The sequence below is a fragment of the Mycobacterium sp. NGS54 genome (genome assembly GCF_059812465.1).
Map to the genome: position 1 here is coordinate 182,458 of NZ_JCALCS010000011.1, position 24,521 is coordinate 206,978.

Sequence of the window (24,521 nt, forward strand, 5' to 3'; positions counted from 1 at the left end):
TCTCAGCGGGGCAGTCCCGACATTAGTCGCGGGTGAGCTTGCGGTGGGTCACTCTGTGCGGCCTGGCGGCTTCCGCGCCGAGGCGTTCCACCTTGTTTTCCTCGTACGCGCCGAAGTTGCCCTCGAACCAGAACCACTTGGCCTCGTTGTCCTCGTCGCCCTCCCACGCGAGGATGTGCGTGCACGTGCGGTCGAGGAACCAGCGGTCGTGGCTGATCACCACGGCGCAGCCGGGGAATTTCTCCAGCGCGTTCTCCAGCGAGCTCAGGGTCTCGACGTCGAGGTCGTTGGTCGGCTCGTCCAGCAGGATGAGGTTGCCGCCCTCCTTCAACGTGAGCGCCAGGTTCAGCCGGTTGCGCTCACCGCCGGACAGCACGCCGGCCGGCTTCTGCTGGTCCGGCCCCTTGAAACCGAACGCCGACACGTAGGCCCGCGACGGGATCTCGTTCTGGCCGACCTCGATGTAATCCAGCCCGTCCGAGACCACTTCCCACACCGTCTTCTTGGGGTCGATGCCGGCGCGGGTCTGGTCCACGTAGCTGAGCTTGACGGTCTCGCCCACCTTGACGGTGCCGCTGTCCGGCTGCTCGAGGCCGACGATGGTCTTGAACAGCGTGGTCTTGCCGACCCCGTTGGGGCCGATGACCCCGACGATGCCGTTGCGCGGCAGCGTGAACGACAGGTCCTTGATGAGGGTGCGCCCGTCGTAGCCCTTGTCGAGGTGGTCGACCTCGACCACGACGTTGCCCAGCCGCGGCCCCACCGGGATCTGGATCTCCTCGAAGTCGAGCTTGCGCGTCTTCTCCGCCTCGGCGGCCATCTCTTCGTAGCGCTGCAGGCGCGCCTTGCTCTTGGCCTGCCGCGCCTTGGCGCCGGACCGGACCCAGGCCAGCTCCTCGGTCAGCCGCTTCTGCAGCTTGGCGTCCTTGCGGCCCTGTACCGCGATCCGCTCGGCCTTCTTCTCCAGGTAGGTCGAGTAGTTGCCCTCGTAGGGGTAGGCGCGGCCACGGTCGAGCTCGAGGATCCACTCGGCGACGTTGTCCAGGAAGTACCTGTCGTGGGTCACCGCCAGGATCGCCCCCGGGTAGACGGCCAGGTGCTGTTCGAGCCACTGCACGCTCTCGGCGTCCAGGTGGTTGGTCGGCTCGTCGAGCAGCAGCAGGTCCGGTTTGGACAGCAGCAGCTTGCAGAGCGCGACCCGGCGCCGCTCACCGCCGGACAGGTTGGTGACCGGCTCGTCGGGCGGCGGGCAGCGCAGCGCGTCCATCGCCTGCTCCAGCTGGGAGTCGAGGTCCCAGGCGTCGGCGTGGTCCAGCTCCTCCTGGAGGCGACCCATCTCCTCCATCAGTTCGTCGGAGTAGTCGGTGGCCATCAGCTCGGCCACCTCGTTGAAGCGGTCGAGCTTGACCTTGATCTCGCCCAGGCCCTCTTCCACGTTGCCGCGGACCGTCTTGTCCTCGTTCAGCGGCGGCTCCTGTTGCAGGATGCCGACGCTGGCGCCGGTGGCCAGGAAGGCGTCGCCGTTGTTCGGCTTGTCCAGGCCGGCCATGATCCGCAAGACGCTCGACTTACCGGCGCCGTTGGGGCCGACGACACCGATCTTGGCGCCCGGGAAGAAGCTCAACGTGACGTCGTCCAGGATCACCTTGTCGCCGTGCGCCTTGCGGACCTTCTTCATCGTGTAGATGAACTCAGCCATGCCGCGGTTTTGCCTTTCTGGTCTTTGAGAGAGATCTCGCGACCATCCTAGGCACCGCGCGGCGGCGCCGATCCCGCAGCTAAGCCGATAGCGGCAGCGGCCCCGTTTCGGCGGACTCGACGCTGTCGCCGGCGTCGGCGTCCTCACCAGCGGCGTCGGCCGCGTCCGTAGCGGGCGCGGCGGCCTCGGTAGTCGGACCGGTGTAGCCCGGCTTCTCGATGCGCACGATCGCGCGGGACACGTCCGGCCCGACCGACGTCGCGCGCATCTCGAGCGATGAGCGGCGGTTGCCGTCGCGGTCCTCGTACTCGCTGGTGTACACGTGGCCCACCACGATGACCGGCGCACCCTTGCCCAGCGCGGCGCCCACGCCGGTCACCAGCTTGCCCCAGCAATTGACGTTGATGAACAGCGAGTTGCCCGGCTCCCAGCCGCCGTCGGCCGTGCGCCGCCGGGAGTTGCTGGCGACGCGGAACTTAATGACCTCCTGGGTGCCGACCTGGCGGCGTTCGGGGTTATTGACGATGTGGCCGACCACGGTAAGCGGTGTTTCGAACATGGGCTGATCCCTTCTCGGTTGCATTTCTGTGTGGTGCCCATTGACTTGGGCACTACCGACGGGCCCAGGGCAATACGGGCTCCGCACGCGGCGCCTGTGGAAGAACCCGCGGCTGTGGATCAGTGCTTCAGGCGGCGCTGGGGCGCGCCGGCCAAGTTGACTGGTACCATATCTGGTACCACTAGCAAGGAGGCCCGCGTGGCGATCACGGCGAGCGAGGCACGTAAGAACCTTTTCCCCCTCATCGAAAAGGTCAACGCCGACCGGACGCCGGTCGAGATCACGTCGAAGGCAGGTCGCGCGGTGCTGATGTCCGCCGAGGACTGGGAGGCGTGGCAGGAAACCGCGTACCTGTTCCAGTCCCCGGCGAATGCGCGCCGGCTCCTCGACGCCGCTGACGCCCTGGACCGGGGCCGCGGAATCCGGGCCGACCTGGCCGAGTGAACATCGTCTTCTCGCCTCAGGCGTGGGAGGACTCCCAGCATTGGCAGACCGCCGACCGTGCGGTGCTCAAGCGGATCAACAAGCTCATCGCGGACGCGTGCCGGTCGCAGCAAGAAGGCATCGGTAAGCCGGAGCCGTTGAAATACGGGCTCGTTGGCGCTTGGTCTCGGCGGATTACCTTGGAGCACCGACTCGTCTACCGAGTCGTCGGCGATGACCTTCAGATCCTCCAGGCCCGGTATCACTACAGCTAGTCGGTCGCGGCTGTAACGTCATGGCGAAATTTCGCCGTGGCGTTACGCTCGCGAACTCGGGCTACCGGGTTTTTCGCGCCGCGCCAGTTCGGCCAGCATCGCGTTGTAGGCGGCCAGCTCGGCGTCGTCGTCCAGATCGGCCGCGCGGTCCAGGCGACGGGCGGTGCGCTTGTCGCTGCGCGCCCACTGCACGAGCAGCGCGATCATCACGATCACCAGCGGCACTTCGCCCGCCGCCCAGGCGATTCCACCGCCCAACCGCTGATCACCCATCAGGTCGGTGTGCCAGCTCAGCCCGAGCGAGCGGTAGTAATCGGCGCCGAGCACCTTGCGCCAACCCATCAGCACCACCCCGAAGAAGGCGTGCAGCGGCAACGAGGCGAAAACCACTCCGACCTTGGCCAGCGGCGGGATCGGGCGCGGCGTCGGGTCCACCCCGATGACGACCCAATAGAACAGGTAGCCGCTGAGCAAGAAGTGCACGTTCATCGCCAGATGCCCGGCGTGGCTACTCACCGTGGTGTCGAACAGGTTCGACAGATACAGCCCGTAAAACCCCGCGACGAAGAGCACCGTCGCGACCACGGGGTTGGTCAGGAACCGCGACAGATGGCTGTGCAGCGCGGCCAGCAGCCACTCCCGCGGGCCGGGCGGGGCGTCGCGGCCGGCGGCGGGCAACGCCCGCAACGCGAGGGTGACCGGGGCGCCCAGCACCAGCAGGATCGGGACCAGCATCGACAGGCCCATGTGCGCGACCATGTGCATGCTGAACATCGCCGGCATGTAGCGGCCGACGCCCGACGAGGTCACGAACAGCAACACCAGGCAGCCCAGCAGCCAGGACACGGTCCGCCCCGGCGGCCAGTGATCGCCGCGGCGGCGCAGCCGCACCACCGCCGCCACGTACAGCGCGGCGAAAACGATCGCGGCGGTGCCGAAGATGAGATCGAAGCGCCAGTCGAACAGGATACGCACCGCGGTCGGCGGGCCGTCGAAGTCGTAGCCGATCTCGGCTTCGGGAATGGTGGGCAGCCGGGCCGGAGGCGGTGGCGGCGCGGTGCGGCCGAGCCCGACGGCGATGCCGAAGGTCAGGCCGAACACCGCGGCCTCGATCAGCGCGAGCCTGATCAGCAGTCTGCGCGCCCGCGGCTGGCCCGGATCGCCTTGCAGCGCAACGACTCCCGAGCGCCGCTGGCGCCAGCCGAGGCCGCCCAGGACGCACAGCGCGACGAACTTGGCGACGATCAGCCGGCCGTACCCGGTGGTCAACAGGTCGGACGGCAGCACCCGCACCAGGGCGTTGACCAATCCACTGAGCGCCATCGCCACCCAGCACCACAGCGCGATCGTCGAGAACCGCCGCGCCGCCAGGCCGATGTGGTCACCGTCGCGCAGCCCGTGGGCTAGCAGGGCGAGCAGGCCACCGGCCCACACGCTGGCGGCGACGAGGTGGATCAGCAGGCTGTTGGTGGCCAGGTCGTGCGAACCGCCGGCCGACGAATGACCGGTCAGCCCGAGCGGGATCAGCGTCACCAACGATCCGGCCAGCAGTAGTGGCGTCCACGACCAGCGCAGCACCGACAGGCTCGCCAGCGTGATCACCGCGGCCAGGATCGCGGTCCAGCGCCAGGCCGAGGCGGTGTTGATCAACCCGGCCAACGACCAGATCGTGCCGGGGTCGAGGTCGGCCACGCGGTGACCGGACACGTCCGAGATGGTCAGCGGGACGAGCAGGGCCGCGCACACCGCCCAAACCCCCGACGCGACCGTCCCGAGGCGAAGCGCGCGGTATCCGGCGGCGTCGAGCACGCCGCTGGCCTGCGGCGGCACCAGGAACGCCGCGAGCAGGAAGGACCCGACGGCCAGCACCGCGGCGATCTCCCCCGCCGCGCGGACGAACGGCAGCCCCAGCGTGGTGGCCGGGCCCGGATCTGGCAATCCGGTCGCGGTCAGCGCGCCCGCCAACGAGAGCGCCCCGATCCCCGCGGCCGTGCAGCCCGCAAGTAGTGCGACGCCGATCAGCGGCGGCCACACCCGCGCCCCACGGGTGGCCACCGGCCGGTCAACGGTCATGTAACCAGGGTATTGGGCGCTTGCCGGCTACTGAGCTTGGCTCTCCCGCCGCTCCCGTCGCGCCTTGACTTCGCGGGCGACGAACTGCTCGCGCGCGATCCGGCCGGCGTAGTCGGAATCCTCGAGGATGTCGCGCAGCTCCTGCCGGAAAGCTGTCCGCCGTTCGGCGAGGTCGGCGGCGGGCGCGATCAGATCCTGGTCGACGACGACCTGGTACGCGGTGGCGAACAGCAGCGTCGACACCGATTCGCTGCTGCGGACCCTGGTCTGCGCGACGTATTGCCGGCCCACCCCGAGTGCGGACTCGGTCAGCTCCTTGGGCCCGACGTCGGCCGGCGCGTCGCGCAACACGTCGGCGACGATCTCGTAGGCCTCGAAGAACACCCGCAACATGGCGTCGGCCATCAACGGACGCTTGGCGAACAGCATCGCGTGGATCTCGTCGCCGCCGGCCCTGACGTGCGCTTCCCAGTCGTCGTTCCACGCCATCTCCTCGGCGATGTGGTCGCGGAACGCCGCCGAGTCGGCGAAATAGAAATCGAACTTCAGCAGATCCCGCAACCTCATGGCCTGCGCCCAGAACGCCCCGACGCGGTCGCCTTGCGGATCGGTGACGCGCCTGGCGTGCGCCAGCGCGAGCTCGACGATCGAGGTCTCCAAAAAGGCGTGTATCAACGAGTTTCGATAGAACGCCGCGGCGTGTTGCTGGTCGGGCGCGATGCGCCAGACCGGCTCCCGGCCACCGTCGATGCGGGTGATCGGATGCCCACTGGACAACGTGTCGACCGCGGCGAGTACCCCGTCGCGCCGGCGCAGCCGCAAGGCGCTCGTCGACATCGGGATTTGTCTGCGCTCCAAGTAATCCAGCGAGTCCTGCAGAGTGTGGTGCAGCTGGCCGAGCGTCAACGCGGCGCCCCGGGTGGTCAGCAGCAACGCGCACACCAAACCCGTCGCCGTCACCGGCGTCGCCTGCAGGATCCGCCACGCGACCTCAAACGACATCTTCTGCAGCGCAAGCCGTTTGGCGTCCTCATCCAGCGCGCGCGCCCCGTGCGGCGCGCCGAGGTACTGCCGCATCGAGACCGCTTCGGGGAAGCGCACGTAGATCTTGCCGTAGTTGCGTTCGCCCTGCGCCTTGATGAAGTTGTAGAGCCAGACGACGCCCTCCGGTGTCTTCTCGCCGCCCCGCGCGTAGGCGGCGTACTCCGCGGTTTCGTGCAGCTGGTCGAAGCCAATCGACACCGGCTGCAACAAGATGTCTTCGCTGCGGGCGTCCAGGTACGCGTCGGCCACGTACGAGAGCAGACCCAGCTTGGGCGGCAACATCTTTCCGGTGCGCGAGCGGGTGCCTTCGATAGACCAGCTCAGGTTGAACCGCTTCTCGACGATGTAGCCGACGTACTCGCGCAGGACGTACTTGTAAAGCGGGTCGTCGCCGATGTTGCGGCGGATGAAGATCGTGCCGGCGCGGCGCAGCAGCGGACCCATCACCCCGAAAGACAGGTTGATGCCTGCGAACACGTGCACCGGAGGCAGCCGGTTCTCCTGCATGGCCACCGGCACCACCGCGCCGTCGATGTAGGAGCGGTGCGAAAACAGCAGCACCGCCGGATGGGTTTCCAACGCGGCGCGCATGGCGGCCACCTGGTACTCGTCGTAATCGATCTCCGGGTCGAATCCGCGGCTGAGCGCCCTGCCCAGGACGCCGACCAGGTCGACGGACACCCGGCTCCACCCGGTGGACAGTTCGTCGAGCATCTTGCCGGCTTCCTCGACGGTGGCGCCGGGGATCCTTTTCAGGCCGGCGCGAAACCGCGTGGAGGCCAATATCTCTGGCTTGACCAGCCGTGGGGACTTGTATTGCGGCCCGAGAATCCGGTATTCGGCGCGCTCCAACGCCAAGATGGCGCGACGGGTGACGAAGTGCGCGAAGTCGTGTCCGTGGTCGCCGACGGTGGTGTCGCGCCACTGCTGGCGCAATTCGGAGACCTTGGCCGGCTCGCCGGCCACCACCCGTGCGCGGTGCGGATCGGCGCGGATGATTTGCCGTTGCTGACGTGGGTTGGGGTGGTAGGGATCCCGGCCGGGAAGGAGCCCGGCGAGCTTGGCGATCCGGCCGCGATTGGCGGGCGGCAGCCAGAACACCCGCACGGGCACGACCGAGCGGTCGTCGTTGGATTCGGACTCGAGACGCTTAACCAGCTCGGGTAGCGCCGTGGGCGGCGCATTGTCTTCGGGCAGCGCCAACACCTCGAACGTCGCGTCGGGGTTGGACGCGCGCTGCTGACCGACCCACGCCATGACCAGTTCCCGCTCGACCGGGGAGGCCATGGACGCCAATATCAGCGAGTCTTGTGCGGCGAGGACTGCGCTGATATCCGCGGCCGGCTTGGTCACTGGCGCCCTCTCGGCGCCGCACCGGGCGACTCCCCACTGACGGTTCCCTGCCCGCTGGGCCGTTGCGCCTCACCGTCTTTGAGGGCAACCTCGGACTCGTTCGGGTTCGCCTTCGGCGGCTTCGCCTTGGACGCGGCCTTCTTCGCGGCGGCCTTCTTCGCGGGCGCCTTGGCTGCCCCCTTCTTGGGGGCGGCCTTCTTGGTCGTCGTCTTGGCCGCCGCCTTGGCCTTTTTCGCCGCTTTCTTCACGGCGTACGGACCGACCTGCGGCAGTGCGTCAACGGGCCAATTGGCCAGCGTGTCCAGATAGAGCTGACGCACCTCGGCGATGTGCTCGGGCAGCGTATCAACGGTCCAGTCGTCCACGGGGATCGGCGGGAACACCGCGACGTCGACCGTACCGGGGTTGATGACGGTCGAGTTTCGGGCGGCGACGATCTCAGCGTTGCGGATGACGATCGGGACGATCGGGATTCCCACCGCCATCGCGATGCGGAAGGGGCCCTTCTTGAACGGCCCCACTTCGGTGGTGTCCACCCGGGTGCCCTCCGGCGCGATCACGATCGAAAGCCCGTTGCGGGCCCGGTCTTCGACCGTGTGCATCGTCTCGACCGCCGCGACCGGATCGTCCCGGTCGATGAACACGGTGTCCACCAGCTTGCCGAGCGTGCCCATAATGGGGTCTTTTTGTAGCTCCTTCTTGCCGACGCCGACCCAGTTGTCGCGCACCAGCGCGCCGGCGATCACCGGGTCAACCTGGTTGCGGTGGTTGAAGATGAACACCGCCGGCCGCTGCGCGGTGAGGTTCTCCTCGCCAATGACGTTGAGCTGCACGCCGGCGATCGCCAGCGACAACTGGGAGAAGGTGGAGGTGAAGAAGTTCACCCCGCGGCGCCGGCTGCGGGTCAGCACGCCGATGCCCACCGCGCCGGCGGCGACCGGGAACATCGAGCCGAAGCCGGCGAGCGTCCGTATCTGGCGCCGCAGGCCCAGCCGGCCCCGGCTGTCGAATTTCAGGATCGGCCAGCCGCGGCGCTTGGCCACCGCGGCCATCTTCCCCTCGGGGTTGGTCGGCCGCGGATTGCCGACCAGGTACATCAGGGCGACGTCCTCGTCACCGTCGGCGTAGAAGTAGCTGTCCTTGAGGTCGATGCCGTTCTCGGCGGCAAACCGTTGCACGGCAGCGGCTTTGCCCGGTCCCCACAAGATCGGCTTCTGCACACCGCCGGTGAGTATCCCATCCTCGTTGGTCTCGAACTTGTTGGTGAGCATGTTGGAGATCCCGAGGAAGCGCGCCACCGGGTTGACCTGAATGGTCAGCGCCGATGAGCTCAGCACCACGGTGTGCCCGCGGGCGACGTGTGCCCGCACCAGCTCGCGCATCTCGGGGTAGATCCGCGACTCGATCCGTTGCACGAAGAGCCGCTCGCCGATCTCCTCCAGGTCGTCGAGCAGTCGCCCGGCCAGCGCCGCGGCGGCCTTGCCGATGAGGTCTTCGAACTCGATGCGTCCCAGGGTGTGGCTCAGGCCGGCCTGAACCATGCTGAGTAGCTCGCCCACACCCATGTCGCGGCGCAGCAGCCGCTCCTGGGTCAGGATGACGGCGGTGAACCCCGCGACCAGCGTCCCGTCCAGGTCGAAAAACGCGCCGATCTTCGGCCCGGCGGGACTGGCCATGATCTCGGCGACCGACCCGGGCAGCCGCATGTCGCCCGACGGCTTCTGTTGTGCGCCAGCGTTTTCGGCCTGCTCCCGGGCGGGGCTCACGAGCCCGCCGCCGATCGCGCGGAGACTGCCGGTTCGCCGAAGGAGGCGGGCACCGCGCGCGGTGCCGGGTCACCGGCCAGCGCCAGGATCTCGTCGAATCCCTCCAGCAGGCACTGGGCGAACAGCGGCTCGTTTCGCACCGAGGCCCGGTCGTAGCGGACGGTGATCGTGCACCAGCCTCCCCGGGAGATCAGCACCACCATCATCGCCACGCCGGGCAGCGGGCCGATGCCATACTGCCGCAAGACCTTTGCGCCGGCGATGTACGTGTCGCCGGGATACACCGGGACGTTGCTGGCCTGCACGTCGGAGCCGATCACCGAGCCGGTTATCCCCTCCAGGACCGGCGTGGGCAACACGCTCAGCACCGGGGCGATGGAACCGATGATGTTCATCGCGGGCTCGTCGCGGCGCTGCGTCATCTGGGCGCGGATCTTCTTCATCCGGGCGACCGGATCGGCGGTGCCCAGCGGCGCCGCCAGGTTGACGCCGGTGAAGCGGTTGCCGCCGGCCGTGTCCGCGTCGGCGCGCAGGCTCACCGGCACCGCCATCGGCAGCGTGCTGATGGGCACGCCGAGCGCCACGTGGTAGCGCCGCAGCGCGCCCGACAGGCCGGCCAGGTAGGCGTCGTTGATCGATCCCCCACCGGCTTTCGCGGCCCGGTGCAGATCGGAAAGCGGAATGTCGATCGCTTCGGTGCGCGTGGCAAGGCTGCGCCTGCGCAGCAGCGGCGACGGCTCGGCGGCGCGGTTCATCACCCGCATGCCCGAGACGGCGTATTCGACCACTCCGCCGACCGTGGACACGGGGTCGAGCACCGCCTTGCCGGCCGCCGACACCGCCCCGGCCACGGCGCCCACCACGCCGTTGACGATCGCGATGGGCAGGCGGTTGATGCCTTGGCGCATCAGGTCGTTGGGCGTCAGATCCTGTGGGACGGGTTGCGGCGGCGTCGGCCTGGGCGGCGGCTCGCGCTCGAGGTCATAGATCTCGGCGAACATCTCGACGCCGCCGACACCGTCGGTGACCGCGTGGCTGACATGCAGCAGCGTCGCGGCCCTGCCGTCGGCCAGCCCCTCCACCAGGGTGGCGGTCCACAGCGGCCGCGAGATGTCCATCGGCGACTGCAGGATCACCTCGGCCAGGTCGAACACCTCGCGCAGCGTGCCGGACCCCGACACCCGCACCCGCCGCACGTGGAAGTCCAGGTTGAAGTCGGGATCGACCACCCAGCGCGGTGACGCCGTCGGCAACGTCGGTACGACGACCTTCTGCCGCAGCCGCCGCACCCGTCGGGAGGCGTTTTCGAAGCGGCTTCTGAACCGATCCCAGTCCGGTGTGGTGTCGAGGAGTTCGAGCGCCATGATCCCGGACCGGGTCCGGGGGTTGGCCTCACCCCGATGCATCAGATAGTCGACCGGTCCGAGCTCGTCGGACAATTGAACGGCCTCGACCGCCTCAGCCATGATCGTGAACTCGACGCGCCAACGTTGTCACCGCTGACCAAGCCTCCTGCCTGGGACCCGCAAACCGGATTGCTCACCCAACGCTAGTCGGCTTGCCGCGCTGGTGAAAGGCGCGATCCCGTCGGCGAAGCGGCGTCCGGCTCAGCTGGCCGTCGTCGCGGTCAGCGGCAACGAGTGCGCCAGCGAGCCGGCGCGGCGGCCGTAGACGACGCCGAGGAAGTCCGCGACGGCCCCAGCGGCCAACCGCGAGCGCACCGTCGGGGTGATGTCGAACGCGTGGTGCGCGTTGGCGAGTTCGGCGTAGCCCACCGTGGCGGCCCCAGCGTCCCGGAGGGCCGCGCAGAAGACCCGCGCCTGGCCGCTGGGGACCAGTTCGTCTTTTTCGCCGTGCAGCACGAAGAACGGTGGGGCCTCGCTGTGGGCGTACGTGATCGGCGACGCCGCCCGGAACCGGTCGGGGTTCTCGCTGTAGCGGGACTTGAGAACGAAGTGCTCGAGGAAGGGCAGCATCATCTCGTGCATGTTCTCGAAGTCGGTGAAATCGTAGACACCGTAGTACGGCGCGACGGCCTGGACAGTGGTGTCCGCGTCCTCGAATCCGGGCTGGAACGCCGGGTCGTTCGGGGTGAGCGCGGCCAGTGAGGCCAGGTGACCGCCCGCCGACCCGCCCGTGATCGCGAGGAAGTCGGGGTCGCCGCCGTAGTCGGCGATGTTCTCGCGCACCCACGCGATCGCCCGCTTCACGTCGATGAGATGCGTGGGAAACGTGCAGCGGGGGCTCTTGCTGTAGTTGATCGAGACGCAGATCCAGCCGAGCTCCGCCATGTGGCTCATCAGCGTGTAGGCCTGGTGGCGCTTGCCGTTGACCGCCCACGCCCCGCCGGGGACCTGGATGAGCACCGGCGCGCGCCGCCCGGGCGCCAGGTCATGGCGCCGCCAGATGTCCAGCAGGTGCTCACTGCCGCCGGGGCCGTAGGAGATGTCGGACGTTTCCGCCGCGTACCGCCGGTGCGGCCCGGGCCTGCGCAACAGCCCGCCCCGCGGCGAGGCCTCGGACTGAACGTAGGCCGGGTGGCTCACCAGATCACGGAAGTCCGGCCCGAAGCACTCGATGAGTGCGGCGGTGAGGGCTTCGTCGGCTTTTTGCGCGGCCCACGTGGTACCGACGCGGCCGATGGCGGGTCGCGATACCCGGGACAGCGCGTGTCCCGTCACCACGTGTGGGGGAAATTCGGTGGAGAGCCAGCCGGCAACCCAACCGACCGCGAACGGCGAGCCGCGCAGCAACAGCGCGCCGGCGCGATACGTGTCCCTGGCGTCGGCCGCCAGTCGCAATGCCTGCGCACCGGCCTGCGAGCACCGCGAAGTCAAGTTCAAGGCCACGCTCATAACAACGCACCCCTCGACGTTAGGCACACGCCTCGTTGCGGTTAACGGCCGATGATCAGCCGGTGTTGTACGTGTGTCGAGGCCTCACACCATAACCGATAAGTGCGGCGGCGGAAGACTTTTCGGGCGCGTCGCGTTCCGCGAGTCTTTCGGCGTGTCGCGTTCGATAGACTGACCTGCACATTGCCTCCGTAGCTCAGGTGGATAGAGCAAGGGCCTTCTAATCCCTAGGTCGCACGTTCGAGTCGTGCCGGGGGCACTGGTTTTGTGTATGGCCTCGGTTGATGCGTGACAGTTCGTCTCGGCTGATGCGTGACAGTTGTTTCGGCCGATCGGTGACAGTCCCTGGATGCGGGAGTTAAGTGTGGCCGAGCAGCGGTATCAGGCCGTGTCGGCGGTTGATCGGCGCGGCTATTTGGTCGCTATCCCCGCCGGGTATGGGCAAAACGGAGGACTAAAGTCTCTACCCCCTGGGGGTATCGGAACGGAATGCTGGGACTTCAGCGGACACCACCATAGAAAGAAGGAGTCCAATGAAACCCGAAATTCGTAGGTCAGCCGCCCTGCTTGGCGGTGCGGCCATGCTCGCTGCAGCCGGATTCGGCCTTGGCGGCGGTGAGTCGGTAAGCATCGCGACTCCATCGACGACGCCGGAACCGGGCCCCTCGTCCGTCGTGGCGCCAAAGAGCGCGACCCCACCTCAAGGTGACGCACCGAATGGATGCGTTGCCGGCTTGAACTGCGGCCCTACCCCGTCGAAGCCGCCCAAACCACACCCCTGACCGCACCCGATTGGTAGTGGTCCACGGCTGTAGTTCAACTTCCCCGGCGATATACGGGGCGCGCAAGGCTAGATGCTGCGCTGCTGCCTCATCGGGCCCTGCATGTGTGATCTGAAAGAGGACAGCCAACATGCCCGGTGCAGACGAACATCTCGGTGTCGTGGTCGGTGTCGACGGGTCAACTCCGTCCAATGCGGCGGTACGGTGGGCTGCCCGTGAGGCGTTACTACGCAAACGTCGGCTCACCCTCGTGAACGCGATCGGCACATCGGCGCTGCCGTGGCCAGCTGCGCCCATGCCCGCAGAGTGGCGCCAACGCGAGGAACTCGCTTCCCAGACGATCCTCGATGACGCCCTCCGGATCGCCGAAGACACCACCGAGAACGGTGTGCGGGCTGAAATCGAGAGCCAATTTCTCCACTCCGCGGCGGTGCCCACTTTGCTAAATATGTCCAAAGACGCCGACATGGTGGTCGTCGGCGCTCGCGGACTGGGTGCGATACGAAGCGTGTTGCTGGGATCGGTCAGCACTGGACTGATCCATCACGCCTGCTGCCCCGTTGCCGTTATCCACGATGGGGCTTCCCCGCAGTCAGCAGCCTCTCACGACTCAGTGCTCCTGGGAAACGATGGATCACCAGTCTCCGAGCTAGCCACCGCGATTGCATTCGAAGAAGCCTCGCTGAGGGGCGCAAGATTAGTTGCCCTGCACGCCTGGCTCGACGCCGACATGACGCATATCGCGAGCCTGGAAGAGTCGGCCCAGCGGTCGGCGGCTGAGGAAACCCTGGCCGAGCGATTGGCCGGTTGGCGGGAACGTTACCCCGATGTCGGGGTAACCCGGGTCGTGGAATACGACCGGCCAGCCACTCATCTTCTCGAGCACGCCAAGTTCGCACAGCTTGTTGTCGTCGGCAGTCATGGCCGTGGCGGGTTTGCCGGAATGCTGCTTGGATCAGTCAGCGCCAAGGTGGCGCAAGCGGCCCACACCCCGGTGATCGTCGCCCGCAGCCGCTAGCCTGAGCGCCTCGGGGCAGGTATCGAAAGGCCAAAGGCGACGGGTGGCCCCCTTCAGACGGCCTTCTAGTCCCTAGGTCGCACGTTCGAGTCGTGCCCAATTTTTGCGAGCCGGTGGCGACGCTCGGCAGCCCGGAATCGGCCCGCCAATCACGCGTCAGCGGCGTCTGCGGCGGCGATCAACGCGCTGCCCAGTGTCCGCGCTTCGGTCGCGGTGACGACCGGGCTGTGCGGGCCGTCAATGATGATCTCGCGCTCAGCGTGCCCATCCACGTACTGCCGGCCGATGACCGACACCACGATGTCACCGGTACGGGCGCCTCGCCCGCGGTCGCTGACTCGCTTGATTCGCCACTCCGGGCCGTCGAACACCCGGAAGGCCGCCGCGAAGTTCCCCCACTCGTCGACGCAGGTCGCCCCGCTGGGTGCTGCAAGGTCGAGATCCATCGCCAGTTCGTTTCCTCGACCGCGCGCGTGGGCTGTGGTCATGGTTGGTTCTCCTTGCGGCTATGGGCAAACGAGCCCGGGTTAGTCATTTGACTACACCACAGTGCACGACTGTAGTCAACTGACTAACCTCCTTCACGTCTCTGGGCGAACGTGATGGTGGTCACGGTGTCGACGGGGACCGTCGTGCAAAAGGGATCATGTGTCGATCGAGGACAGGCGAGAATGACGGCCATGAACGAGACAGAGAACCTCGGCATCGACGTATCGCTCTTCTGTCCAGCACACCACCACATCGGCAACCTCAGGAAGTTTGCAGCCGAGATCGGCTATCAGCCGCGAGGCGGACAGCTCGGGGCCTGGCCGCAACACCAGTCGGACTCCTGGTGGGAAGTGCGCTGCCCCGACGGCTGCGCCGGCGTGTTCGGCGGTGCCGTGGATCCGATCCGCCAAGAGGTGAAGCGGCTCGCCGATGACCCCAGACGGACAGTCGCGCACTACACCTTGAAGCAGGTGGGCTAGGACCCGCCTGCCGGCCGGCGGGTTGAACGCGCCGTGAATCTCTCGGCAACATCGGCGGGCGCGGTCTAGCACCGGCAGCCGCGCAGTGGTTCGATCGAAATCGTAAGAGATGCAACGATTTCAGGAGAATTCATGGCAACTCTGCCAGTCCAGCGTCAGCCCAGAAATCTAATGCCCGACCTCACCGAGCTCTTCGGTGGCGCTCCCCTGTTGGCCGGCCTACGCCCCCTCTTCGACCGCAACCTGCTGCGCGTCGAGGACGGGATGGACGACGGCCGCTACGAGGTGCGCGCCGAGATTCCCGGGGTCGACCCCGCGAAGGACATCGACATCACCGTGCACGACGGGATGCTCACCATCAAGGCCGTACGCAGCCAGGCGGTCGAATCCCACGGCCGCTCCGAATTCAGCTATGGAGCCTTCGCGCGCTCCGTTCCGCTGCCTGCCGGAGCCGACGTCGACGACGTCCACGCCACCTACGAAAAGGGCATTCTCGCCATCTCGGTGCCGGTGCCCAATGGCGCCCCGGCGGCGAAACGCATCGAAGTCCAAGCTCGGGACTGAATCCGGCGGCCACCGACTGACTCCGCGGGCGCGCACCGTCCGGGAGTGCGATGCGGGCGGAACGTTTCGATGCCGATATGTCAGCATTGGAACCGTGAACGCGCGCCCATTGGCTCGTTTTCTCGTTTCCGCGGTGCTGAGTACCGCGGCCGCGCTGCTGAGCGCGCCGATCCTCGCTCCTTCCGCCCCGGCTGCTCCCTGTCCCGACGTCGACGTGACGTTCGCCCGTGGCACCGCCGAACCCCCCGGCGTTGGTGGCGTCGGGCAGGCATTTGTCGATTCGTTGCGCTCGCAGGTTGGGGGTCGGACCCTCGGGGTGTACGCCGTCAACTACCCCGCGACCGAGGATTGGCCGCCGTCGGCGTCCGCAGGCGCCGGCGACGCGAAGGCTCATGTCCAGTCCATGGTGGCGAGCTGTCCCAACACCAAGCTGGTGCTCGGCGGATACTCGCAAGGCGCGATGGTGATCGATCTGATCACCATCGCCCGGGCGTCGATTGCGGGCTTCAACGCCGACACGCTGTCGGCGGACGAGGCGGATCACGTTGCCGCCGTGGCGGTCTTCGGGAATATGGCGGACCGGGTAGTCGGGCCGATGAACGAGGCCAGCCCGTGGTACGGGGCCAAGGCCATCGACTTGTGCGCGCCGGGTGATCCGGTTTGCTCACCGGGTGGGGGCCTGTCACTCCCTACGCATGACGACATGTTCTCGCCGGCGCACCTGTCGTATCAGCACTCCGGGATGCCCAGTCAAGCCGCGTCTTTCGTGGCGAGCCATCTCTGACGCACGCGTCAGACTTCCTGCAACTGAACGTTTGTTGATCGCCGCTGGCAACCATTCGATCGAGTAACGCGTGGGCGCAGTCTCGAGGTTGCGTTGAGTCCGAAAGATCTTCGAAAGGATTGAGGTAGCCGACTACTCGTGCCGACAACGTCGGGGGTGGTCGAGGATCGCCGATATGAACTCAAATCCTGAGTTCGTGCATGGCCTGGGTGTTCAAACTTTCCGGTAACAGCGGACTTTGATCTCGAAGGGCCACGGATCGATGGCCCGACCTGAAAGGAAGTGTCCGCGATGAGGAAGTTTGTCGCCGCGATGGAAGCGGCGGGTGCCATTACCGCAGCGGCGCTGGGCCTGGCGGCTACGGCTGCAGCGAATTCCTCCGACGACGCTGATGGCGTGGTGAGCAGCCTGAAAAGTCAGGGATACAACGTTCAGATCGTGCCTGCCCGGGCGTCACTCGCGGGGTGCTCCGTCGTCGGGATCCACCCCAGCAATCTTGACCAGTCGGCCAGTCTCCAAGAAAAGCAGCACACGCTGGTTGAGGTCGTCGTGGCGTGCCCTCCAAATTGACAGCCGCCGAACCCAGGTTTGGAGCACAGGTAACGAACCGGTCCACCCTCGAAAGGAGTGACGACGATGACCGCGACCGTCAGCGCGACGTCTCACGACGATGTGGCGCGTGTGGCCCAGTCGGCTCTCACGCGAGAAGCAGCCTCCACCAGACCCGACCACTCAGGAGGTCGCCACAGCGGCCACTCTAAACACGGGAGAAAGACCAACGGCGTGAGTCCGGCTTCGCGCGGAGCGACGTCAAACGCTACCGCGATGCGGTTGCGCCAAATCGCGAGTCGGCAGCAGCGTCTTCGGTTGAACCCACCGGCCCGTCCCGTTCTGCAAAGCCGGTGGCGCCGAATGCTGGAAGCAACCAAACAAAATTTCGTTCAGTTATTCGTCAAGGTTGATTGGGCGAAAGTCGCTGGATTTGCGACAGCGGCCGCTGCCGTCGCAGCATTATTTTTCTCGGCGGAGTCCTTGGGATCAACCCAGGACCAATACTCGCTTTCGGCGAGAGGCCAGCTGAGCGACCGTTTTAACAAAGCGATTGGAGATCTTGATGACAAAAATGCAAAAGATGTGAGAGTAGGTGGTATCTATTCGTTGGAACAGCTCGCCCGAGATCCAACGGCAGATGAGCACCTTCGGACCGTAGTGTTCAACGTGCTCGATACTTATGTCGCCAACCATGCCGAATGCCCGACGGAAGCCTCTAAGCCCGCCGCTCCTCCACCCGCCGACGTTCAGGCCGCCTTAGCGGTGATTGGACGGCGCGATGATAAGGCATTGGACATCGACCTCTCAGCCGTTTGTTTAAACGGCGCAGATCTGCGAGGGGCCCTTCTTGAGAAGGCCTGGTTGCACTCCACTTCTCTCACTCAAGCGACCTTTTCCGGGGCTAACCTGGCTTCCGCGGATCTGTCAAATGCGATCCTAAAGAATGCATACCTTGGTAAGAGCGAAAAGTGGGGCGAAACGAATTTATCGCGGGCCATCTTGGTCAACGCTGATTTGACCGGTGCAAACCTGACCGGCGCAAACCTGACCGGCGCAAATCTGACCGGCGCGAGGCTGAGTGGCGCGAATCTAACCGACATTTGCTACGAAAGCTCTCCAAGCTGGCCAGATGGCTTCACCCCGCCAGCGAGTGCGAGGCTTAGTTGCGCGATCTCGTAGAACGGTCCCGGACGTGTTTGCGACATCACCTCGGCTGCCACGGCGTTCTCCGCGCATTGGTCAGGGCGCGAGCCGGACAAAGCCCGGCGACGGATCCGCCGGGATCCCACCGCCGTTGCCCCCGGGGCTACCACCGCCGTTGCCACCGCCGGTATTACCACCGCCGCCACTGCCCGCGGCGCCGCCCGGTTGAGGACCCGCGGCGGGAGGCGCCTGCGGAGGCGGCGGCTGTTGCGGTGGGGGCTTCACCTGTTGCGGTGGAGGCGGCGGCCGTTTAGGCGCGGACGGCGCCGCGATCGGCAACCGCGGCGTCTGGATCTGCGCCGCCTGCGGAGGCGGTGCCGGAACCTGCGGCGGGTTCGGATCATCAATCTCGCCGGCCGGTCGGATATACCCAGTGATCCTGCGCCCCGGCTCTTTCCATCCGGTGGGATTGGTCCGGATCGAGGCGATCTTGCCGCGATCGTAGGGGCAGTAAGCCCCCACCGCCGCGGTGATGAAGCGGGCCTCGGTGCGCGCGAGGCGGCCGGGGGTGTAATCGCGCTCGCCCGGATCGATGCCAACCGCGTTGTTGACCATCGCGTCCACCAAGCCGGCCGCCGACATGCCGGCATCGAGGGTGCGACAAACGTCATGCGCGGTTTCGATGAGGCTGGGCACGCCGCGCAGCGCAGGGATGCCTTCTTGATCGAGCAGCGCCAGGAACTGATCGTCCTGGTTCGAGTCGGCCGCCGCCGCGCTGCCGCGCAGAATTGCAGCTCCGGTTAGCACCACAACGGCGGTAACCAGGGCACCGGAATGGCTGATGGCGCCGGTAAACATAGGCGGGATTTCCGTTCTGATCGGGCCGCCACACGACGGGCGGATTGCCATCTACACCACATACGTGCGCCGCCCCCCGGTCCACGGCGCACGTGCCAAACGCTGCTAAGCTAGAATCCGTTCACCATTTGTTCATCATTTGTTAACCATTGTGTTCATAATAAATCACCGCGATTCCACGGTAAATACCCGATTTTCCCGACCCCTCCGGGTCAGCTCAAAAACGTTGCGTTGCAAGCCAAAACCGTCGCGGCGGCCCAACCGCCGTGATTAGCAGTCGATCTCCGCATTCAGGTCGAATTCGGCGAAGGTGCGCGACACGCTTTCCCGCAGCTCATCCTTGGTATTCGACCGCCCGAGCAGATACGCGGAGATTCTGATGAACATCTTGCCGCGGCCCCGGCCCGAACCGAGGAAGAGTTGTCCGCCCATGGCATCGAGCGTGCTCTTCTTCATATCGGGCTCGAGGTTTCTCAGATACGCATAGTCGGCATCGGTGCCGTCGGGCCGGTTCGCCGCCGGGGACAGATCACCGACATTGGAGCAGGTCACGGGAAGGGTGGAACCGCCGACCGCCATGCCCGCTACCTTCCTGGCGGCCCACACGGGCGTCAGCGCCGCCAGCGGCAGCGGCGCCAGCCACTCGTTGTCGGGGTCCTCCATCGCCGCGAGGATTGTCTGCGTGATCTTGGCCTGCATGTCAGCGAGGTCGGTCGCCGCGCGCGTGGGATCGACCGTAACGTCAACACTTGTGAGCGCGTTGCCGCGGGTATCGCCGTCGGTCCGCAGCGATACCAGGAATCGCAGGGTGACCGTTCCGTCTTCCTGGACGCGCCCGACCCGCACCGCGAGCCTGCACGCGATTCCCGCGACCAGCGAGTTACTACTCACGCCAAGGCTTTTCGCGCGGGAATCCCATTCCGTCAAATCGATGTACGCGATCAGGGCGGGCACCTCTACGGGCTGGTCGTCGCCAGCCGACCTCGGGGATGGCGGCGCCGCCTTCACCGATGATCTGAGCTCTTGGCGGTCGCGCCGCGCCCGTCGAGCCACGGCGCCCAACGCGTGCCCTATCTCGGGCAGGTCCTTGACGGTCTGCCGGAGATCCTCACGCACCGCCTGCCGCAGCGTGCGCGATCCCGCAGGCGGATAACCGAATTCGCGCGTCCTGCCCTCGGCGGCGTCTTCTATCGCCTGGCCGAACGCGATGGCGTCGACGATCGTGTGCGAAGCCACCAGACTCACCGCGGCCCCGCCGTCCTCGAGCGGAAGCACCCCGAGATGCCAGGCCGGCCCCCACTCCGGATCGATGGGGAGGCGCGCCCGCTCGTCGGCCCACGCATTCACCGCGGAACGGGGCCGCGGCTTCGCCGCGAAGTCGATCTCCTCCGGCTCCGGCGCCAACACCCAGCGATCACGCGCGAACGGCAACGCGGCCCGTTCGATCCGGCGTCCCAACAACCCGCGGCCGAGATTGCGGTGAAAACGCTTGAGCCCCTCGACATCGACGGCGCGGTCGTATATCCAGGTGGCCTGAATCAGCGCGCCGTGCACCGCCCGCAGCGCGAGGAACGCCGCCTGGTCCAGATAGGCGAGCCGATCATCCACCGGCTCAACACCATTCGTGCTGACCCGGGCCGGCGGGCCGGCGGTGGCGGCGCTGTCGGTGAGCAGCTCCGCGAGGTGGCCGGCCAGCTTCGCCGGGGTGGGATGGTCGAACGCCAGCGTCGCCGGCAGGGCCAGGCCGGTGCGTTGGTTGACCGTGTTGCGCAGTTCCAGGGCCGTCAGCGAGTCAATGCCAAGCTCCTTGAAGGGGCTGTCGGGATCGAGGGCGGCCGGGTCGGGGTGGGCCAACACGGCGGCGGTGGTGGCGGTGACCATCGCGGTGAGGGTGTCCAGCCGTTGCCGCGGCGTTTGGCTGGCCAGCGTGGCGGCAAGCGTTTTCGGGCTGGCGGTGGCGGCCTGCGGGCGGCTGGTGGTCAGGGCGGACAGGATCGGGTCCAGCGTGCCGTTACGCGCCTGACGGGCCAGCGCGCCGGTATTGAACGGGCTGGCCAGCACGTTGGTCGGCTGACTGGCGAGCGCGGCGTCGAACAGCGCCAAGCCGCGCTCGTTGGTGATGGGGGTGAGCCCGGTGCTGCTAAGGCGGGTCAGGTCGCTCGTGCTGAGGTGGGCGGTCATGCCCGACGGGGTCTGCCAGTAGCCCCACGCCACGCTGGTGGCCTGCCGTTGGGTGTGGTGGCGGTGGTGCGCCAGCGCGTCCAGGAACGCGTTGGCGGCGGCGTAGTTGGCCTGCCCGGCGCTGCCCAATGTGCCTGCGGCGGAGGAAAACAGCACGAACGCGGCCAGGTCGCGGTCGGCGGTGAGGCGATGCAGGTGCCACGCCGCGTCGGCCTTGGCGGCCAAGACCGCATCGAGTTGTTCGGGGTTCAGGTCGGTCACCAGGGCGTCGTCGAGGACGCCGGCGGCGTGGATCACCGCGGTCAACGGGTGGTCGGCGGGCAGCGCGTCGAGTGCCGCGGCCACCTCGGCGGGGTCGCTGGTGTCGCAGGCGGCGATCGTGACTTGGGCGCCCAACCCGGCCAGCCGCTGTTGCAGTTCGCCGGCCCCGGGCGCGTCGCTTCCGCTGCGGGACAACAGGAGTAGGTGCCCGACGCCATGGCGGGTGATCAGATGTTCGGCGAACAGCGCGCCAAGCATCCCGGTGCCACCGGTGATCAGCACCGTGCCTTGGGGATCCAATACCGCGGGCGGGATCAGCACGATCTTTCCGGTGTGGCGGGCTTGGCTCATGTCGCGGAAGGCATGCGGGGCGTTCAGCAGGCCGTAGCTGGTGGTGGGCAGCGGCTTGAGGACACCGGCGGCGAACATCTCGGTCAGGGCCGCCCAGGCGGGCTGCAAGTCGTCCGCCGGTGCGCTGGACAGGTCGTAGACCCGATAGTCGACTCCCCGATGGGATGCGGCGATGTCGTCGGCCCGGCGTATATCGGTCTTGCCGATTTCGACGAAACTGCCTCCGCGGGGCAGCAATTGCAGTGAGGCGTCGATGAACTCGCCGGCCAGGCTGTTGAGCACGACGTCCATGCCCTGCCCGTCGGTGGCGGCCTTGAAGGTGTCGACGAATTCCAGGGTGCGTGACGAGGCGATGTGCGCGGGATCGAGCCCCAGCCCGCTGAGCACGTGGTGTTTGTTCGGGTGGGCGGTGGCGAAAACCTCCGCACCGAGGTGGCGTGCGATCTGGATGGCGGCCTGACCGACGCCGCCGGCGCCCGCGTGGATGAGCACTCGTTGGCCGGCCGACAGCCCGGCGATCTCGACCAAAGCGGCGTAGGCGGTGAGGAACACGATCGGCGCCGATGCGGCCTGGGTGAACGACCATCCGGACGGGATCGGCACCAGCATGCGCTCGTCGGCGATCGCGCTGGGCGCGAACGCGTTGTGCGGGAACAGGCCCATCACCGCGTCCCCGGGACGCAGCGATGCGCCCGCGCCGGCGTCGAGGACGACCCCGGCGCCCTCGCTACCCATCCCGTCATCGGCGATGGCGCCCAACGCGACGACCACGTCACGGAAGTTCAGCCCGGCGGCCCGCACCTGAACGCGAATCTCTCCGGGCGCCAGGGTGTTTGGCGGGTCGGTGGGGAGCAGGGCCAGGTTGCTCAGATCACCCTTGCGGGTAATGCCCAACTTCCAGTCGGGCGCGTCCGGCGGGGTCAGGGTCGCGATGCGGGCCAGACGCGGGATGTGGGCAACGCCGTGGCGCACGGCCAGCTCCGGCTCGCCCGACGGCCGCGCCGCAGCAACGGCGAGCAGGTTGTCGAGGGAGGTGTCGTCGGTGTCGATCAGGGTGATGCGGTCGGGGTGCTCGTTCTGCGCGGTGTGGATCAGCGCCCAGACCGCGGCGTGCGCCAAATCCGGGACACCGTCATACGCGCCGACGCTCACCGCGCGACGGGTGACGATCACCAGGTGGGTGTGGGCGTTGTCGGGCCGGGCCAGCCAGCCCTGGAGCTGGGCCACGACATCGCGGGCCAGGGCGTGCACTCTTCGCAGCGGATCGGCGTCGTCGGCGTGTGGCAGCGGCCAGATCACCAACTCCGGGGGCGCGGTCACCGAGGCGAGGTCGTTGACGGTGCACACCGCCGGTGGTTGGGCGCCCGACGGCGCGGCCAGATCGGGCGCCGCCGGCCAGGTCAGCTCGAACATGCTGTCGGCGAGCCCGGCGATCGAAGCGGGCCGGCCGATCTGGTCGGAGACGGCGCGCAACGTCAACGCGCCGATGGTGATCACCGGCGCGCCGGTGGGGTCGGTGGCGTGCAGCGCGAACGTATCCTCGCCGGTGCGGGTGAGGTGTACGTGCAGCTCGGTAGCCGCGGTGGCGTACAAGCTGATTCCGTTGAGCGCGTACGGAATCCGCGGCGAGCTGGGGTCGGCCGAGTCGGACACGGAAGCCAACGGGTGTAGGGCCGCGTCGAGCAGGGCGGGGTGGATGCCGTAGCCGGTGACATCGGTGCCGGCGGGCAGCGCCACCTCGGCATAGACGACGTCGGGCCGGGCCGGGTCGGTGCCGACGCCCCGGACCGACCGGAACGGACCGCCGTAGTTGTAGCCCTGCAGGGCCAGCCGGTCGTAGAAGTCGTCCTGATCGATCGCTTCCACACCCACCGCGGGCGGCGGGGAGCCGGCGGCCGGCTGACGGGCACTGAGCGCGCCGCTGGCGTGCAGCGTCCACGCGGCCGGATGCTCCCCGCCGGGGCGCGAGTGCACGCTGAACGGACGCCCGCCCAGCTCGTCGAGCGGGTGCACCAAGACCTGCAGATCGGTCGACGCCTGTTCCGACAAGGTCAGGGCGGTGTGCAGGATCAGCTCATCGATCACCGGGGAGCCGGCCAACTCACCGGCCCGCAGGATCACCTCGATGAACCCCGTCGCCGGGAACAAGATGGTGTCGTTGACCCGGTGGCCGCCCAGCCACTCCTGGGTGCTGGGCGAGAGCCGCCCGCTGACCATGATCTGGTCTTCGTCGGCCAATTCGGCGACCGCGCCCAGCAAGGGGTGGTCGGCGCGGTCCAGGCCGAGCGCGGCCGCGTCGTCGGTGGGCGTGGGGGCGAGCCAGTAGCGGCGGTGGTCGAAGGGGTAGGTGGGCAGCGTGACGGTGCGGGCGCGCGGGTACAGGGCTGGCCAGGAGGGGCTGTGGCCGTGAGTGTGCAGCTGCGCCAACGCCAGTGCCAGGCTGTCGTGGTCCGGACGTTCGCGGTGCAGCGTGATGACGACCGTCGACTGGGCCCGCCCCGGGGTCTGGGCCAGCGTGTCGCTCAGGGCCGGGGCCAACACCGGATGCGGGGACAGCTCGACAAACGTGCACTCCCCCGCGCCCAGCCGCTCGAGGACCCGATCATGGAAGCGCACCGGCTCACGCAGATTGCGATACCAATACTCGGCGTCCATCGTGGTCGTATCGAGGGCATCGGCCGAACCCGCCTGTCCCACCGTCGAATACAACGGAATACGGGCTAGGGCCGGGCTCAGCTCACCGAGCTCGGACAGCAGCCGCTCGCGTACCGCCTCGACCTGGGCGCAGTGCGAGGCGTAATCCACCGCGATCTGACGGATCTGGATGCCGTCACGCTCAGCCGCCGTGGTGAATTCCTGGAGCGCGGCGGGCTCGCCGCTGATGATGGTGTGGCTGGGCCCGTTGATCGCCGACACACTCAACGCCCCGTTCCACGGTTGCAGCAGCGGCTCGAGTGCCTCGGCGCCCAACAACACCGAGGCCATCGCTCCGGCCCCACACAGTTCACCCAG

18 protein-coding genes and 1 tRNA gene are annotated in these 24,521 nt (G+C 67.5%); 9 read left to right on the forward strand and 10 right to left on the reverse strand.

The window, feature by feature from the left end:
- Positions 1–22 precede the first annotated feature (22 nt).
- Together ettA and AC5Y5E_RS29720 are read right to left on the reverse strand one after the other, a co-directional pair.
- The gene (gene ettA / locus AC5Y5E_RS29715; protein WP_499907488.1) at positions 23–1,699 is read right to left on the reverse strand and encodes an energy-dependent translational throttle protein EttA; all 1,677 of its coding nucleotides are present in this window, start codon (positions 1,697–1,699) and stop codon (positions 23–25) included.
- A 79-nt stretch (positions 1,700–1,778) separates the two neighbouring features.
- Positions 1,779–2,258 carry a single-stranded DNA-binding protein gene (locus AC5Y5E_RS29720; RefSeq protein WP_499907490.1) on the reverse strand — a complete coding sequence of 160 codons (480 nt, stop codon included), beginning with the start codon at positions 2,256–2,258 and terminating at the stop codon, positions 1,779–1,781.
- Positions 2,259–2,456: 198 nt separating this feature from the next.
- Between AC5Y5E_RS29720 and AC5Y5E_RS29725 the strand changes: the two genes are divergently transcribed.
- Positions 2,457–2,702, forward strand: a complete 246-nt coding sequence (locus tag AC5Y5E_RS29725) for a type II toxin-antitoxin system Phd/YefM family antitoxin (RefSeq protein WP_499907492.1) — start codon at positions 2,457–2,459, stop codon at positions 2,700–2,702.
- Positions 2,699–2,956 (forward strand): Txe/YoeB family addiction module toxin, encoded by a 258-nt coding sequence (locus tag AC5Y5E_RS29730; RefSeq protein WP_499907494.1) that lies wholly within the window; start codon positions 2,699–2,701, stop codon positions 2,954–2,956. Before AC5Y5E_RS29725 ends, AC5Y5E_RS29730 begins: the two co-directional genes overlap by 4 nt.
- Positions 2,957–2,998: 42 nt before the next feature.
- Here the strand turns inward: AC5Y5E_RS29730 and AC5Y5E_RS29735 are convergent, their stop codons facing one another.
- The 5 genes from AC5Y5E_RS29735 to lipQ all read right to left on the reverse strand — a co-directional run bounded on the left by AC5Y5E_RS29735 (position 2,999) and on the right by lipQ (position 12,047).
- Complete coding sequence (locus AC5Y5E_RS29735; protein WP_499907496.1) at positions 2,999–5,029, reverse strand: bifunctional copper resistance protein CopD/cytochrome c oxidase assembly protein; 2,031 nt, start codon at positions 5,027–5,029, stop codon at positions 2,999–3,001.
- A 27-nt stretch (positions 5,030–5,056) separates the two neighbouring features.
- On the reverse strand, positions 5,057–7,426 hold the full coding sequence (locus AC5Y5E_RS29740; protein WP_499907498.1) for a glycerol-3-phosphate 1-O-acyltransferase: 2,370 nt from the start codon (positions 7,424–7,426) through the stop codon (positions 5,057–5,059).
- Positions 7,423–9,192: an HAD-IB family hydrolase gene (locus tag AC5Y5E_RS29745; protein WP_499907500.1), complete on the reverse strand. Its 1,770-nt coding sequence runs from the start codon at positions 9,190–9,192 to the stop codon at positions 7,423–7,425. The genes AC5Y5E_RS29740 and AC5Y5E_RS29745 overlap by 4 nt, the downstream gene beginning before the upstream one ends.
- Entirely contained in the window at positions 9,189–10,658 is a 1,470-nt protein-coding gene (locus tag AC5Y5E_RS29750) for a WS/DGAT/MGAT family O-acyltransferase (RefSeq protein ID WP_499907502.1), read from the reverse strand. The genes AC5Y5E_RS29745 and AC5Y5E_RS29750 overlap by 4 nt, the downstream gene beginning before the upstream one ends.
- Positions 10,659–10,799: 141 nt before the next feature.
- Positions 10,800–12,047: an esterase LipQ gene (gene lipQ, locus AC5Y5E_RS29755; protein WP_499907504.1), complete on the reverse strand. Its 1,248-nt coding sequence runs from the start codon at positions 12,045–12,047 to the stop codon at positions 10,800–10,802.
- A 185-nt stretch (positions 12,048–12,232) separates the two neighbouring features.
- On the opposite strand from lipQ, the gene AC5Y5E_RS29760 reads away from it, so the two are divergent.
- Both AC5Y5E_RS29760 and AC5Y5E_RS29765 read left to right on the forward strand, forming a co-directional pair.
- A tRNA-Arg gene (locus AC5Y5E_RS29760) sits at positions 12,233–12,306 on the forward strand.
- Positions 12,307–12,959: 653 nt separating this feature from the next.
- Positions 12,960–13,847 (forward strand): universal stress protein, encoded by an 888-nt coding sequence (locus AC5Y5E_RS29765; RefSeq protein WP_499907506.1) that lies wholly within the window; start codon positions 12,960–12,962, stop codon positions 13,845–13,847.
- 149 nt (positions 13,848–13,996) lie between these two features.
- On the opposite strand, the gene AC5Y5E_RS29770 is transcribed toward AC5Y5E_RS29765, so the two are convergent.
- Positions 13,997–14,335 carry a hypothetical protein gene (locus AC5Y5E_RS29770; RefSeq protein WP_499907508.1) on the reverse strand — a complete coding sequence of 113 codons (339 nt, stop codon included), beginning with the start codon at positions 14,333–14,335 and terminating at the stop codon, positions 13,997–13,999.
- 192 nt (positions 14,336–14,527) lie between these two features.
- Here AC5Y5E_RS29770 and AC5Y5E_RS29775 point away from each other — a divergent pair, with 192 nt between their 5' ends.
- The 5 genes from AC5Y5E_RS29775 (at position 14,528) to AC5Y5E_RS29795 (ending at position 17,894) form a co-directional block, all read left to right on the forward strand.
- The gene (locus tag AC5Y5E_RS29775; protein WP_499907510.1) at positions 14,528–14,815 is read left to right on the forward strand and encodes a hypothetical protein; all 288 of its coding nucleotides are present in this window, start codon (positions 14,528–14,530) and stop codon (positions 14,813–14,815) included.
- A 132-nt stretch (positions 14,816–14,947) separates the two neighbouring features.
- Positions 14,948–15,379, forward strand: coding sequence for an Hsp20/alpha crystallin family protein (locus tag AC5Y5E_RS29780; RefSeq protein WP_499907512.1), 432 nt, complete (start codon positions 14,948–14,950; stop codon positions 15,377–15,379).
- A 94-nt stretch (positions 15,380–15,473) separates the two neighbouring features.
- Positions 15,474–16,163, forward strand: coding sequence for a cutinase family protein (locus tag AC5Y5E_RS29785; RefSeq protein WP_499907514.1), 690 nt, complete (start codon positions 15,474–15,476; stop codon positions 16,161–16,163).
- A 291-nt stretch (positions 16,164–16,454) separates the two neighbouring features.
- A complete protein-coding gene (locus tag AC5Y5E_RS29790) occupies positions 16,455–16,733 on the forward strand; it encodes a hypothetical protein (RefSeq protein WP_499907515.1) in 279 nt (92 codons plus the stop codon).
- Positions 16,734–17,075: 342 nt separating this feature from the next.
- On the forward strand, positions 17,076–17,894 hold the full coding sequence (locus AC5Y5E_RS29795) for a pentapeptide repeat-containing protein (protein WP_499907516.1): 819 nt from the start codon (positions 17,076–17,078) through the stop codon (positions 17,892–17,894).
- Between the two features lie 60 nt (positions 17,895–17,954).
- Here the strand turns inward: AC5Y5E_RS29795 and AC5Y5E_RS29800 are convergent, their stop codons facing one another.
- Together AC5Y5E_RS29800 and AC5Y5E_RS29805 are read right to left on the reverse strand one after the other, a co-directional pair.
- A complete protein-coding gene (locus AC5Y5E_RS29800) occupies positions 17,955–18,716 on the reverse strand; it encodes a DUF732 domain-containing protein (protein ID WP_499907517.1) in 762 nt (253 codons plus the stop codon).
- Between the two features lie 270 nt (positions 18,717–18,986).
- Positions 18,987–24,521 (reverse strand): SDR family NAD(P)-dependent oxidoreductase, encoded by a 5,535-nt coding sequence (locus AC5Y5E_RS29805; RefSeq protein WP_499907518.1) that lies wholly within the window; start codon positions 24,519–24,521, stop codon positions 18,987–18,989.

Excerpts from the sequence above, each read along its gene's own strand:
- AC5Y5E_RS29765 (WP_499907506.1), top strand. The coding sequence starts at position 12,960 with ATGCCCGGTGCAGACGAACATCTCGGTGTCGTGGTCGGTGTCGACGGG.
- AC5Y5E_RS29750 (WP_499907502.1), bottom strand. The coding sequence starts at position 10,658 with ATGGCTGAGGCGGTCGAGGCCGTTCAATTGTCCGACGAGCTCGGACCG.
- AC5Y5E_RS29735 (WP_499907496.1), bottom strand. The coding sequence starts at position 5,029 with ATGACCGTTGACCGGCCGGTGGCCACCCGTGGGGCGCGGGTGTGGCCG.
- AC5Y5E_RS29795 (WP_499907516.1), top strand. The coding sequence starts at position 17,076 with ATGCTGGAAGCAACCAAACAAAATTTCGTTCAGTTATTCGTCAAGGTT.
- AC5Y5E_RS29800 (WP_499907517.1), bottom strand. The coding sequence starts at position 18,716 with ATGTTTACCGGCGCCATCAGCCATTCCGGTGCCCTGGTTACCGCCGTT.
- AC5Y5E_RS29770 (WP_499907508.1), bottom strand. The coding sequence starts at position 14,335 with ATGACCACAGCCCACGCGCGCGGTCGAGGAAACGAACTGGCGATGGAT.
- lipQ (WP_499907504.1), bottom strand. The coding sequence starts at position 12,047 with ATGAGCGTGGCCTTGAACTTGACTTCGCGGTGCTCGCAGGCCGGTGCG.
- AC5Y5E_RS29775 (WP_499907510.1), top strand. The coding sequence starts at position 14,528 with ATGAACGAGACAGAGAACCTCGGCATCGACGTATCGCTCTTCTGTCCA.
- ettA (WP_499907488.1), bottom strand. The coding sequence starts at position 1,699 with ATGGCTGAGTTCATCTACACGATGAAGAAGGTCCGCAAGGCGCACGGC.
- AC5Y5E_RS29780 (WP_499907512.1), top strand. The coding sequence starts at position 14,948 with ATGGCAACTCTGCCAGTCCAGCGTCAGCCCAGAAATCTAATGCCCGAC.
- AC5Y5E_RS29720 (WP_499907490.1), bottom strand. The coding sequence starts at position 2,258 with ATGTTCGAAACACCGCTTACCGTGGTCGGCCACATCGTCAATAACCCC.
- AC5Y5E_RS29790 (WP_499907515.1), top strand. The coding sequence starts at position 16,455 with ATGAGGAAGTTTGTCGCCGCGATGGAAGCGGCGGGTGCCATTACCGCA.